At 68.6% G+C, this 12,282-nt stretch carries 17 protein-coding genes; 8 read left to right on the top strand and 9 right to left on the bottom strand.

All coding sequences use genetic code 11. The features are described 5' to 3' along the window. Nucleotides 1-184 precede the first annotated feature (184 nt). From ONA70_RS28985 to ONA70_RS29000, 4 genes are all read right to left on the bottom strand, one after another. Nucleotides 185-880 (bottom strand): hypothetical protein, encoded by a 696-nt coding sequence (locus tag ONA70_RS28985; protein ID WP_265009667.1) that lies wholly within the window; start codon nucleotides 878-880, stop codon nucleotides 185-187. 438 nt (nucleotides 881-1,318) lie between these two features. Further along, nucleotides 1,319-1,675, bottom strand: coding sequence for a hypothetical protein (locus ONA70_RS28990; RefSeq protein ID WP_265009668.1), 357 nt, complete (start codon nucleotides 1,673-1,675; stop codon nucleotides 1,319-1,321). Between the two features lie 128 nt (nucleotides 1,676-1,803). Next, nucleotides 1,804-2,208 carry an SDR family oxidoreductase gene (locus ONA70_RS28995; protein WP_319959059.1) on the bottom strand — a complete coding sequence of 135 codons (405 nt, stop codon included), beginning with the start codon at nucleotides 2,206-2,208 and terminating at the stop codon, nucleotides 1,804-1,806. Between the two features lie 2 nt (nucleotides 2,209-2,210). Further along, the gene (locus ONA70_RS29000; RefSeq protein ID WP_265009670.1) at nucleotides 2,211-2,669 is read right to left on the bottom strand and encodes an ArsI/CadI family heavy metal resistance metalloenzyme; all 459 of its coding nucleotides are present in this window, start codon (nucleotides 2,667-2,669) and stop codon (nucleotides 2,211-2,213) included. A 61-nt stretch (nucleotides 2,670-2,730) separates the two neighbouring features. On the opposite strand from ONA70_RS29000, the gene ONA70_RS29005 reads away from it, so the two are divergent. The 4 genes from ONA70_RS29005 (at nucleotide 2,731) to ONA70_RS37040 (ending at nucleotide 5,654) form a co-directional block, all read left to right on the top strand. Beyond that, nucleotides 2,731-2,880, top strand: a complete 150-nt coding sequence (locus ONA70_RS29005) for a hypothetical protein (RefSeq protein ID WP_265009671.1) — start codon at nucleotides 2,731-2,733, stop codon at nucleotides 2,878-2,880. Nucleotides 2,881-3,670: 790 nt separating this feature from the next. Beyond that, nucleotides 3,671-3,991, top strand: coding sequence for a MerR family transcriptional regulator (locus ONA70_RS29010; RefSeq protein WP_265009672.1), 321 nt, complete (start codon nucleotides 3,671-3,673; stop codon nucleotides 3,989-3,991). A 313-nt stretch (nucleotides 3,992-4,304) separates the two neighbouring features. Further along, entirely contained in the window at nucleotides 4,305-4,508 is a 204-nt protein-coding gene (locus ONA70_RS29015) for a cold-shock protein (protein WP_265009673.1), read from the top strand. Between the two features lie 762 nt (nucleotides 4,509-5,270). Continuing rightward, on the top strand, nucleotides 5,271-5,654 hold the full coding sequence (locus ONA70_RS37040; protein WP_406601261.1) for an FtsX-like permease family protein: 384 nt from the start codon (nucleotides 5,271-5,273) through the stop codon (nucleotides 5,652-5,654). Here ONA70_RS37040 and ONA70_RS29020 read toward each other — a convergent pair. From ONA70_RS29020 to ONA70_RS29030, 3 genes are read right to left on the bottom strand one after another with little or no spacing between them, the layout of a single operon-like run. Beyond that, the gene (locus ONA70_RS29020) at nucleotides 5,629-6,306 is read right to left on the bottom strand and encodes a hypothetical protein (RefSeq protein ID WP_265009674.1); all 678 of its coding nucleotides are present in this window, start codon (nucleotides 6,304-6,306) and stop codon (nucleotides 5,629-5,631) included. The genes ONA70_RS37040 and ONA70_RS29020 overlap by 26 nt on opposite strands. A gap of 30 nt (nucleotides 6,307-6,336) precedes the next feature. Next, nucleotides 6,337-7,185, bottom strand: a complete 849-nt coding sequence (locus tag ONA70_RS29025; protein ID WP_265009675.1) for a hypothetical protein — start codon at nucleotides 7,183-7,185, stop codon at nucleotides 6,337-6,339. Next, a complete protein-coding gene (locus ONA70_RS29030) occupies nucleotides 7,182-7,751 on the bottom strand; it encodes an RNA polymerase sigma factor (protein WP_265009682.1) in 570 nt (189 codons plus the stop codon). Before ONA70_RS29030 ends, ONA70_RS29025 begins: the two co-directional genes overlap by 4 nt. Nucleotides 7,752-7,864: 113 nt before the next feature. On the opposite strand from ONA70_RS29030, the gene ONA70_RS29035 reads away from it, so the two are divergent. The 3 genes from ONA70_RS29035 (at nucleotide 7,865) to ONA70_RS29045 (ending at nucleotide 9,786) form a co-directional block, all read left to right on the top strand. Next, complete coding sequence (locus tag ONA70_RS29035; protein WP_265009676.1) at nucleotides 7,865-8,230, top strand: PadR family transcriptional regulator; 366 nt, start codon at nucleotides 7,865-7,867, stop codon at nucleotides 8,228-8,230. Next, nucleotides 8,227-9,228: a serine/threonine-protein kinase gene (locus ONA70_RS29040; protein ID WP_265009677.1), complete on the top strand. Its 1,002-nt coding sequence runs from the start codon at nucleotides 8,227-8,229 to the stop codon at nucleotides 9,226-9,228. The genes ONA70_RS29035 and ONA70_RS29040 overlap by 4 nt, the downstream gene beginning before the upstream one ends. Nucleotides 9,229-9,444: 216 nt before the next feature. Next, nucleotides 9,445-9,786: a hypothetical protein gene (locus ONA70_RS29045; protein WP_265009678.1), complete on the top strand. Its 342-nt coding sequence runs from the start codon at nucleotides 9,445-9,447 to the stop codon at nucleotides 9,784-9,786. A 453-nt stretch (nucleotides 9,787-10,239) separates the two neighbouring features. Here ONA70_RS29045 and ONA70_RS29050 read toward each other — a convergent pair whose 3' ends face one another. Then, entirely contained in the window at nucleotides 10,240-10,599 is a 360-nt protein-coding gene (locus ONA70_RS29050; protein WP_265009679.1) for a hypothetical protein, read from the bottom strand. Nucleotides 10,600-10,713: 114 nt separating this feature from the next. On the opposite strand from ONA70_RS29050, the gene ONA70_RS29055 reads away from it, so the two are divergent. Continuing rightward, entirely contained in the window at nucleotides 10,714-11,565 is an 852-nt protein-coding gene (locus ONA70_RS29055; RefSeq protein WP_265009680.1) for a hypothetical protein, read from the top strand. A gap of 46 nt (nucleotides 11,566-11,611) precedes the next feature. Here ONA70_RS29055 and ONA70_RS29060 read toward each other — a convergent pair. Then, nucleotides 11,612-12,282 (bottom strand): tyrosine-type recombinase/integrase (locus ONA70_RS29060; protein WP_265009681.1); only part of this gene is annotated, 671 nt, incomplete at its 5' end.

The raw sequence follows: 12,282 nt of genomic DNA on the forward strand, positions 1-12,282 counted from the left end.
TTGCCGTGCTGCAGCCGGCCCAAGAGATGTGGATCCAGTCCTCGCTTGCGAAACTACTCATTCGCCAAGGGCGACCCGAGGAGGCCGTCGCGGTGATAAGCCCCGGAGCGCCAGCGTCAACCGTGCGTCACCGCGCACAACGGCCAGATACGTGCGCTAGGCATGCAAGGCCGACCACCGGGTCTCACAGCGGAAGGAGATCCTCGGCGAGGCCGTCCGGGATCTGCAGCGCGTCACTCGAACCGGTCAAGAATGGGAACCCGCCGCGGAGGAAGACCCAGTTAAGGTACTGCACGAACGGCATCGTCGTCTCCGCAACGAACAGCCCGTCGGCATGAGCATCAGGCACCGCCATGCCGTACGGACCACCACCGCTGACGTTGTCCTTGTGGTACCGGTCCGGCGCCAGGGTCAGCTGGAACGGTCTGGCATTGGCATCGTCTGCACTACGATCGCGCCACTGCTCCCATTCATACTCGTAGTGGAAACGCATAGACGAGTGGGGATAGTGCGAACCCTCGACCTGGATCACCAGCGGATCGGCCGACGCAGACAGCGGCCAGTCCGGATGTGTACCGACGAGCCAGACATCCCCGACTATGCGCACCCACGACAGCAGCGTGAGCGGCACTGGACCGAACCGCTCCTGCAGCCAGGCGGCATACTCGACGGCCGCAGGAGTCGGCGGGATATGCGGTATCACCGGAGTCTGCTCATCATCGTTGGCGTGGAACCGATACCCGTCACGAATCAACCGCTCCACGATCACCTCGACGTTGTGCCGCGCGCGTCGAGCCATCTCGTCACAAACGAGCTGCACCTCCTCCAGCACATCAGGATCCCGTACCGCATCACCGAGCTGCGCCAGCTCATCCCACACCTGCCCGCGCTCCCCAGCGCGGTAGCGAACCAGCCAGTCCCCAGTCATGGACACGATCTTCTCGCATTCCGGCTCCGGACCACGCCCCAGAACGCACCGCCCGCCCAGACCGCACCCCGGCCAGACCTGATCGTCGCCACCGGAGCTACTGGCCCGCCGGAGGCGACCCCGAACCGCCTCGACCACTGCGATGACGGGTACCGGGCTCCGGCAGACTGAGGTGCTTGCTCCCGGCCTTTCAGGCTGGGCCCGGCCCTTTAGGAGCCCGAGACGGTAGCAGCGGCCACCCAACCACGACCCGGACGTCATCATCCCCTGGACAAGCCCGTACGGCGCCGAACGACTCAGTGGGCTGATCAACGACTACCACGGGGCAGCTTGACACGATCTTCAAAACCCCAGATCACAACGCCGAATCGAGCTTTGGCGGGTACATGCTCACCAGTCGAGCTGAGGGTCGGGGACCCCGGCGCAACGGGCGTATTTCTTGACCTCCTCGCGGGCCGGCTTGTCGCCCTTGCGGTAGTGGAAGACCTTGCCGGGGAAGATGACGTAGGTCTCGTCGTCGGTGTCATAGCTGGCATACCAGCCGCGGCCGTACAAGGCGCTGGCGAAGTGTGAGGCCAGCTCGCCGGGGTCGGCGTCGCTGGAGAACTCGACCAAGGTCCAGATCTTCGGCTGCTCGGGGGTGTTGTCGGCTACCTCCACCCGGGACAGCTTGCGCAGCGTGAGCTGTGCACCGTCGAACTCCGCACCCGGACGCAGGCTTTCGACGATCACGGCACCGTTCAGCATGGAGAACCCTCCCTCAACGTTGGACACTCTCGTTACCGTGCGCCGCTGTCGAAGACCAGCCGCACCACCGTGCCGGTCGCATAATCCCACGCACGGTCACACCCCAGGCCGGTGATCACGCCAGCCACCTACTCCACCGTGAGCGCGCGGCCGGCGGGCAGACCGGCGTAGTACGCCTCGACGTCGGTGACACCCTTCAGGGCGAGGATCTCCCCGGCCTGCGGTGAGACGACGAGCGAAGGCGCCACCACATTGACCCGTACGCCATGCCCGGCCTCCTCCTTAGCGAGAGTCAGGGCGGGCGCCTCCAGCGCCGCATTCGAGGCCGTGTACGCGCCGTTGCCCGCCCCGACCGCCCGCACGGTGTCCGGGCTGACCACGACGGCGCTCGCACCACCGGCTCGGGCGCGCGGTGCGAGCGCCGCCCACGCCGTGGTCAGGCCGAGCGCGTTCACCGCGTACTGCCGGGCGATAGGAACGCGTGGAGGGGTGTGGGGCCCGGGAGGCCATGGCCGCGGGGCACCCCACACCACGTTCAGCGGCAGCTTGACGCGGTTCCGCTGGTTGCGGGTTCCGTCTCGGCAGCCGGGGCGCAGCAGGCGCTCTCGGCGGTCTTCTCCAACTGCGGGGAGTCGGCCTTGACGGTGTAGACCTCCCAGGGCTCGTTGCCGGGGCCGCGTACCCAGACCTTGTCCTGGAGGGCGTAGCAGCACTCGGTGTTGTTCTCCTCCAGCGTGATCAAGCCGGAGTCGGTGAGCCGCTTGGTGGCGACGTTGACCTCGTCGGTGCTGAACACCTCGACGCCGAGGTGGTCCATGACCGTCGGCTGGTCGCGCTCGCCTTCGAGCAGGACGAGCTTCAGCGGCGGGTTCTCGACGGCGAAGTTGGCGTAGCCGGGGCGACGCTCGGCTGGCTCAACGCCGAACAGCTTCCAGTAGAAGGCCACCGAGCCTTCAAGGTCGGACACGCGCAGAGCGAGCTGGACACGGGACATCGTTTCCCCTCCTGGCGGGTTCAGCGCCAACAGCTCGTCGGGGGTGCGCCCGTCCAGGGCGATGATGTCGGTGATCCGCCAGGACCGCTCCGGTGATCGCGCCGCCGGTCTGGGCTGCGGTGTAGGCGGCGAGGACTATGCGGATCTGCTGCTCGGCGGCGTTGTTGTCGAACGGGGACCGCAGGTCGACCGCGAACGCGCCGGTTGGTGAAGCTCGCGCCTCTACCTGGCCCTCCAACTGACCGGCACCTTACTGATCGACCAGCACGGTGACGGCGTCACCGCCACCGTCGAGCTACCGACCGCCGCCTGACCTCCTCGCGGCCGGGCGCACATCGCCGCTGCCGCCGGCCGGCCAGCAGCCGACGCGCCCGGAAAGCCTCGGGCAGCCGCCGAGAAAATGTGGTCTGCCGAGACTAGACATTCTTGGTGGACGTGGGTAGTGTTGCCTCCGTTGACGATAGAGATCGGTTAAAAACGCTGACGAAACAGGCCGAGCGTCAAGCAGGGCCCGGAACTTCTCGTGGCCCGCTCGGCAACTGCGGTGGAACGACATCACCGCACGCAGCAAGGCAAGTGCAGGTCAAGACCTTGACGTAACTCCAGGTCAGGGCAACCGCAGGCAGGGCCGATGCAAAGTTCGGGGCTCCGCCTGATGCAGGAGAGACCCGCCGCACGTGTGCGGGGCCGTGAAGTTGCGTGGGGCTCCGACACCGGCGGGCAGCACCAAAGGTAATGGAAACAGAGGAAAGGGAGGGCTGGACGCCGTTGGATCGCCCGCCGTCAGAACGTAGTTCCAGTTCTGTGGTGGACACCGCAGTCCCATCGAACGTGAGGTGGTCTCCGGTCACGCTTATGCGATCCTCGCACCCTCTGTCGCCGATAGCGGCACGGTGCGGAAACGAGAACCCGACGAACCGGTCGGTAGATGGTGCATTCAACCCGTAACCCTGGGCCCCGGCGCGGCATGCGCCGGGGCCCTCGTTCATGAAGAGGAATGTATGGCCCAACCCGACGACATGCTCAACGACGACGACTACCCCGCCTACACCATGGGCCGCGCCGCCGAGATCGTGGGCGCCTCGCAGGACTTCCTGCGCCGCCTCGACGAGGCGAAACTGATCATCCCGTTCCGCTCCGCCGGCGGACACCGCCGCTACTCCCGCTACCAGCTGCGCCTGGCCGCACGAGCCCGGGAGATGGTCGACCACGGCACCGCCCTCGAAGCCGCCTGCCGGATCATCATCCTCGAAGACCAGCTCGAAGAAGCCCTCCAGCACAACCGGGACCACCAGTGCCGCCAGCAGACCGGCGCTGCCTGACTCCACGCCGCACGGTCCTTCTCCACCACGAGAGGGACCGTCTGTCGTACCCGAAGAACCTGCGGATGCCGGGTACCGCTCCGCTGCTATGACAGGGACGCACACAGGGACACCGGGACCGCTACCGGTCGCCTGTGCTACAGTCTTCCTGTTGCAGTTTTGATTTCCGTAGACGTTTCCGGCGCCTGATGGGGTTATCTGAAACCCAGCCAGGCGCTTTTTCGTTTGTCGTGTCGGTTCCGGCGCGGGTGATCAACGCGGCGGCGTAAGGGACCGCACACCGCGGTCTCCAACAGCCTGCGAAGGAGCAGACATGGCTACCGGTACCGTGAAATGGTTCAATGGCGACAAGGGCTTCGGCTTCATCGCCCAGGACGGCGGCGGCGCCGACGTCTTCGCCCACTTCTCCGCGATCTCGTCGAGCGGCTTCCGCAGCCTCGACGAGAACCAGCGGGTGGAGTTCGACATCACCCAGGGTCAGAAGGGCCTGCAGGCGGAGAACATCCGCTCGCTCTGATCCCCATTCTGCGAACGGCGGCCCGACTGGTTCAGCGGGCCGCCGTTCGGCATTTCCGCTGGCGGTGGCCTGAGTGCCGACCCCGAGGACGTGCTTGCCGAACTCGCGCAGCCGGTGCCACCAGCGGGGAGTAGTCGCTGCCGCTGGTGACCAGGATGAACACGTCGACGTCGGGATGGGTGATGAGCACTTCCATGGCGTCGACGGCATCCGGATGTCGGCGGCGTTTTTGCCCGCGCCGCCGTGGTGGGCGATCTGGACCAGGTCCACGGCGTTGTTGGCCCGCGGCGGTGCGAGCCACGCTGCCCGAGGGCAGCCGGACCGCACCCCTGGTTCAGGGCCGGTACGTGCTGTGGGCTGGACATGGACACGCACCGCGTGGGACGGCGGAGGTGGCGGTGACCCAGTCACTGGCCGAGAAACTCGGCGTCGGTCTGGGGAGCCAGATCGAGGCCGGGATGCCGCAACGCCGGCTCACCCTGGTCGCAGTGGTGGACTGGAGCCGGTCACTGCGGCAGGTGTCGCTACTCGTGCTGGCTGAGGCGCCGTTGTCGCCGGGTGCGCGGCCCGCGCTGATGGTGGAATTCCTCCCGGGCAGGGCTGGTCACCGCCGGGCCCGGGTACCGTCTCGGGCTTGGGCTCCCGGGATCGCCGGGGGATGGAACCGACTGCCGCCGACCGGCCGGTCGAGGTCGCTGCGTTCCTGCTGGTGGCCGGCTTCGCCGGGACCCAGATGGTGCTGCTGTCCGGGCGGCGTTCGTGATGGGCGCCGGTCGGCAGCGACGGGAACTGGCTCTGGTCGCCGCGGCGGGTGCCACCGCCCGGCAGCTACGCCGGATCGTCCTCGCCGCAGGGCTGCTCCTGGCTGGGCGCGCGGCGGCTGCGGGAGCGGGACTGGGCACCTTCGCGTTGGCCAGGCCGGCGACCGAGCTGATCGCCGACCATCCGCTGATTGATGTGTCGGTACCGGTGTGGTCGGTGGTGGGGGTTGCGGCGTTGACGGTAACGGTCGGCCTGCTGGCAGCATGGTTGCCGGCTCCCACGGCCGGACGACGCCCCGTCCGCGCCGATCTCGGCGGCCAACAGACCCGCTACCGGACAACGTTCTCAGCCTGGGCAGCTAGAACGACGTCGCTAGCTCCATGATCTCTGCGGCAACACCCGCTGGGTCGCGCAGCATGTGGAGGTGGCCCCCCAGCATCGTGCGCACCGGCCAACCGCGGGCTCGGGCATCGTCTCGCTCGTCCGCATACGTGTCACCGAAACTGAGGTATCCCGCGGAGACCGCCTCCCATCCGTCGGGCAGCTCCACCTGGGCGGTGAGGTACTCGAACGGCACTCGTGCCTGTTCTGCCTCCACCCGGGCGCGCGTCTCAGCATTGGGGAACAACCCGGCCACGGATTCCTCTGGCCACCAGCGCGTCCACGGGGGCAGGTTGCCGTCCGGTTCCACGCGATCACGGAGCATGTCCCTCAGGCCTGCAGGTGCCACGGGCACGATGCCCCTCGGTGGCGGCAACACCGCGTCCACGAAGACGGCGCCGCGCACCGGACGCGTCGTCACGAGCGCCGGGATATACAGACCCGCGTTGCTGTGGGGCACGAGCACCAGGTCGTCCGACTCGGGGAGCCCTTTCTCGATGGCCGCCAGGACCGCCGCTGGTGTGGGCGCTGCCGGGTCGGGCGGCGGGGGCAGCGCCGCGGTGACCCCGAAATCGGATCGCAGCGCCGAGGCGACAGGTGCCCACACGGCCGGACCGAGGAAAGGGCTGGGGATGAGCACCGGGGCGATTGCCATGATGCGTTTCTAGCATCCGCACCGCGGCGCCTACCGCTTCCATGCTTCCGCTTGTCGGCAGGTGCCGGACGGCTTGCCGTAGATCAGCTTCCCGGAGGGTGTGGTGTAGCAGTGGTCGAGTTGGTCTTCGGGTTGAAACAGCGGGCGCCGGTCGATCTCGACTCCCCGCTTGTCGTAGCTGACCAACTGGGGATTCTCGTCGGCCTTCAGTCGGGCGTCTGCTGTCATTAGGCCGAATGCCCCGCCGGAGAGGCGCGCGGTGGTGGTGTGGCCGTTGCCGTGGTCGAGCACCAGCCGCTGGACGCGTTCGCTGACCCGGCCGCTGGCGCTGACGTCTCCGCCGTCGTGCTCGGTGGAGGTCAGCAGGAGCTTCTGCACGGGACCGGGGAGCCATTTACCGTGCGGCCAGGGATCGGCGGAGATCCCGCCGGACACCTCCCGGTTCCGTCCGGCCGATCGCAGGTCACACGTCGCGTATCCGACGTCGTTCATGAACAGCACCAGTGCGTGGTCACCGCGCTCGGTCGCCACGGAAAGGTCGGCGAGAGAGAGCGCAACCGCTGGCTTACCCTCAGCAGCGTGGCGTTTCTCCTCGCTGGCATGCCACCGTAGGCATTGTTCGGCCGCGTCGCGCAGCGTCGGCGACAGCTCGCCCGGCCCTATCGCCAGTACCTGCACGTCCCTGCCGTCGGGTGCGTCCCACACCATGGCGGTCACGCCTGACATGACGACCAGCAGCATGGATGCGATCACGGCGAGCCGCAGGCGTGGCCTGTGAGCAGCGCGGCGGCCGGCCGAGCGAAGGAGCTGCGCCCGCATCTTTCGCGCCACCGTCGGTGGCAGGTCCCGCTCCGCGGGCGGGTCAAGGATCTCATTCACCGTGTCCCCTCCTGGATTTCCTCGGGCATCAGGCGGGCCAGGTGGCTGCGCGCACGACTGACCCGGGATCGCACCGCTACCTCGCTGATCCCCAGCGCAGCCGCCGCATCGGCGTACGAGACGCCCGACCACAGGCACAACCCCACCGCTTCCCGTTCGGCTGGCGGCAGCCGGCGCACGACCGCGAGGATCTCGGTCATCCGCCGCTCGTCGTCCAGCCGCGCGGCCACCTCGTCGGCGAAATCACCGTCTGCGTGGCGCTCGGGTGGCAGCCGTCGCAGCAGCGCCAGCCACCGACGCGCCGACCGCCACTCCGAGCGCACCGCATTGGTCGCCACCACCAGCAGCCACGGCAGCGCTGAACCCTCCACCAGGCGGGCATCCCCACGGCGGCGCCACGCGACCAAGAACGTCGCCTGGGTGACGTCCTCCGCCGTCGACCACGACCCGGTCAGCCGGAACGCATGGTTGTACACCGCCCGGGAGTACCGGTCGAACAGCCAACCGAAAGCCGTCTCATCCCCCGCGCTGATCGAGGACAACAGCTGCTCATCCAACGGCCGCACCTGATGCGTCACACCACACTATGGCCGCCAATGCCAGTCCTGTTGCAGACCAGGTCCGGACCATTTCCGCCAATCCACCCAATGGATAGCTTCGCGACCGATACATTGCGGCTGTGGACACACCGCTGCGGGAACCCACCTTCCTGATCCTCACCGCGCTGGCCGGTCAGCCCATGCATGGCTACGGCCTCATCGGTGAGGTCTCCGCCCTGTCCGAGAATCGGGTGTCGCTGCGGCCCGGCACCCTCTACGGCGCGCTGGACCGCCTAACCGACGCCGGCCTGGTCCACGTCGACCGCGAGGAAATGGTGGACGGCCGACTGCGTCGCTACTACCGCCTCTCCCCCGCAGGCAAGACCATCCTGGGTAAGGAGGCGGAACGACTGCGCCGCAACGTCGAGGCCGCCACCACCCGCCTCCGCGCCCCGACCCGCACCGGCCGTCGGGCGGTGCCGCGAACGGCGGGAAGGCTGGCATGAGCGACCTCGAACGACGCTACCGGTGGCTGCTGCACGCCTACCCGGCGGCCTACCGTCGTACGCGTGGGGCCGAGATCGTGGGGACGTACCTCGACCTGGCCGGGCCTGACCGCCGCTGGCCGTCACCTGACGACGTCGCGGACGTGTTGGCCGGCGGCGTCCGTGAGCGGTTGCGCGCCGCCGGCGCGGCGGACCTCATCCCCGGGGTACGCCTCGCCGCCTTCCTCGCCTTCAGCACCGCGACCGCCCTCGCCGGCATCTGGACCGTCGCGGAACAGGTCACCGAGCAGTCGAGTTGGGGCGTGGCGGCCTTCGGCCCGTTCGCCACCACCGGCATCATCGTCTGGACCGCCTGGCTGCTGACCGCCGTGATTCACGCCCTCGCCCCGGCCCGGTGGACCGGCGCGGCCATCGGTGTGACCCTGCTGCTGACCACCGCTGTGGTCCCGGTCGCCGACCTGGCTCGACTGCCGCGCCCGCCCCTGTTCGTCCTGCTACCCCAGGCGGCGCTGGGTCTGCTGGCACTGGCGATCCCGGCCTCCTCGGCGCGCTGGCAACGACTCGCTCCACTGGCCGTCGCGCTCGCGGCGGGCGTCACTACAGCTCAACTCGTGGCGCAACGAGGACAGCCATACCGGTGGGGCAACTGGGGCGTTTTCCTCCCCGAAGCCGGCGTGGCCCTGCTGCTGATCGCCATGGTTACCGCAGCCGCGCTCGCCCTACACCGCGACACCCGTGGACTCTGGGCCCTCCTGGTGCTGCTCACCCCAGTCGGACTGCTCGGCCTGTACCCGCTGACCGAAATCACCACCGAACTCATCAACGCCGACTATGCCAACTTCCGTGTCATCGCCGGCACCGCCGCCACCATCGTCGCCCTCACCGGCGCAACCCTGGTGGCGGCGGTGGCCGTCCCCCGCCGGCCACATCCGAACACGCCAGCCATCAACGCAACGCCCATACGTGGAACCTGTCCCACCTGCGGCCGCGGACAATGAATCACCGAGCGAGTGCTGCTCGGTCGGCGAAACGACTGGCCATCGCAAGCTGCGGGGTTCCGGCCAGTCCGTGCCCGTCGCGCCCGGCAATACCCCGATAGAGCGGACGCTAGGCTGCGACGAAGCAACCCGACTCGGGGCTCCTGACCGGCCAGCATCAGCCGGGGGCACGCCGGTCGCGGACCTTGTTGGAGGGCTCGTATGATCAACGGTGCGGTGATCATCGAAAGCCTGCGCCCGGGAGTCGTCTTCGACGACTCACAGATCGCTCTGCGACGGCTGGCACGGCTGGAGGTGTCGGACACGACGCCGCAGCAGCCGAAGGTCTGGGCGCTGGTCGAGTTCTCCAGCCCTCTGGAACCCGACGCCCTCGCCTCGCTGTTCGCTGCGGCCCTGGTCGGGCCGGGCTGGTACGTCAACTTCGACACCGACGACCAGACGTTCGTGGTGTTTCCCGGCCGAGTCTTCCGTTACGGACACGGCGATGAGCAGCGCCGCGGAGAGGTCATGGCGTACGCCCGTAGGGAAGGGGTGCCTGAGAGCCAATTGGACTGGTGAGTCGGCCACGGTCGGACCATCCACCCGCAGTAGATGCTGGGCCGGGGTCAGGTCAGCCGGGCCAGCGAGCCACGGAACCATGCCGAGTGGGCTACAAGCGAGCGGCAGCGGGTACCAGGCCGAGTCAGCTGCACCTCGGCCGAGCGGAGTCGATTCCCACCGGGGTTGGGCCGTCCGCCGACCTGGCCCGCGATCGCGGGTCACCCCCGTCCAGCTCGGCACGTCGGCTTCCGCCGCAGGCGGCGCCGGCCACGCGTTGGGGACCTGTTCTCCGGTCGGCGCCGCTGTCCCCGGCCCCTCTCGGTTCGGGCAGGCACCTGATCCATCGCGGCTCCCCACCATCCACCGCCCAGCGATAGGCGCTCATCGTCAGCGTACGGCCTCATGCACTCGTAGCACTTGTCATCGTGGTTCGGCCGCCAGTGACTGTTGCCCACCAAACCTTTCATCTGCCTACTGCCCGAAGGTGTAGCGCAGATTCGCGTTGATCAGTTCGTTGAGCCGCTTGCACAGATGTCCCAGCAGCGACGGGTCGGGTGGGGGTTCGGCGACCAGCAGCGTCCACCGCAGCTGGGTGCCTTCTCCGCCGTCGGACTGCAGGTCGAAGCGCACCTGGGCATCCGGCCGCTTGGGCCACAGGGATGACCAGATGACCAGGTGTGGGTGCTCGGCGCGCAGGACCTGCGGCGATTGTTCGTCGTCCAGCAGGTGCAGCCAGGGCCGCGCCGGGTCGCGGTTGGGCTCGGTGAGTGCCTCGAAGACGATGGCCGGTGGGGGCGGTTGGGTGCGCGTCCGGCTGCCGGCTTCGAGCATGCCTCAGACTAATAAAGCCCGCCGGGCTGATCCATCCCGTCGTCTTGCCGCCGGCCAGACCGGGTACTGGCCGGTCCGCGCAATCGAGAGCAAGAGCTGGCATTCTCGGTGTCCATGGGGACGGTTGCTCGCCGCGATACCGACGATGCCTTGACGCCGCAGCAGGAGTCGGGGTTCGTGCGGGCGATGCTGGCTCATCAGGTGGGGATCGATCCAGATCGGGTGGGGCCGGTTCTGGATCTCGCTGCAGTCGGTGTGGTCAACAACGCGTGGCGCAACAGCCCGGTGGAGGACTGGCACGCCGGCGACGGGCCACTCAGCGACGGCGACATGCTTCGCATCAATTCGCACACATGTTGGCGGGTACGGCAGATCATCCGGCGCTGGCGCCGTGAGGTGGGCCTGGCGGCAGATGCCGATATTGGGCGGCTTGACGGCGTCGGCGTGGACGATTGGGACTGGCTGGCCGTACGGATCTGGCGCTGGCTGGTCAACCCGCAGCGCCTGCTCCCGGGTGGCTCACGGCTCGTCGAAATCGCCGGCAATGACCTCGCAGACTACAGCGACCACGTCGCCGACGTGTTGGGCGAGTGGGCAGCCGCAGCCGAGGAACAGGGCGGCCGACACGCCGCCTGGCGCACCGCGGCACACGGTGGGCTGGCGTGCCGCCATTGGTGGGGCACACCGACCTGGCCCAGCCTGGTCGACCACTTCGTCACCGCCCTTGACGAGCCGTCGCATCCGGACTGGGATCCCGACGGCCAGCGGCGTCGACAACTGCGGCCAGAACCTGCGCAGGTCGCGGACCGCGGCGCTTTGCGCAAAACGCTGCTGCGCGAGCCGTGGGCCCTCCAGCCGGCGGCAGCCCAGTGGGTTGTCGCGGCAGGTATCGGCTACCTGCGACCGGGTATCCCGCCGTTGCCCACCAGCGCCGACATCAACACGTCCACGAGCCGCGTCTCCTGAGGACTGGGTCAACGGCGAGTGCTAGGGCTATGCGACCCAGCCGCCGTCATCCCTGGCGTGGTGCGGGCAAGGACTGCCCGTCTTGTCCTCCGGCTAGCGGGTGGGGCTGGCCCGTCATGGCGGCGAGGGCGGTGGCGACGGCGTGCAGGTCGGCTTTGATGTAGGTGGTGGTGGCGGGTCCGCGGCGGTCGGTGTGGCCGGCGTAGGCGCGGGCCACACCGTAGCCGAAGTGGCGCTCTACCCAGGTGAGGGTGGTGTGCCGCAGCCAGTGGGTGGAGATGCCTTGCGCGGCGACCCAGGGCAGACGGTCTCCGATGCGTTTCCAGAGGTGGTCGTAGCGGCGGCTGCTGATCGGTCGGCCGTTGCGGTAGCGCAACAGCCGGTCGGTGGGCAGGACCGCGCCTCGGACCTGGGCGTGATCGAGGAGGCGTTCGGCGAGGGTCGGGGTGATGGGTTGCCAGCGCAGGGTGCCGCCCTTCTCGGTGAGGCGGACCAGGGCGTGGGTGGTGTCGAGGTCGACCAGGCGGAGGGCGAGGGCGCCGCCGCGGCGGCAGGCGGTTTCCGTGTGCAGCCGCAGCAACAGGGCATCCAGGATGACGTCGTTGCCGCTGGTACGCGCCACCAGGTTGATGTCCTGCAGTTCCTCGGGCGTGAGGGCGCGGCGGGGGTTGGGTAGCCGGCGCGGCTTGGCCACACGGTGCGCTGGGCTGTCCGGGG

Source organism: Micromonospora yasonensis, assembly GCF_026013475.1.
Taxonomy (GTDB): Bacteria; Actinomycetota; Actinomycetes; order Mycobacteriales; family Micromonosporaceae; genus Micromonospora; species Micromonospora yasonensis.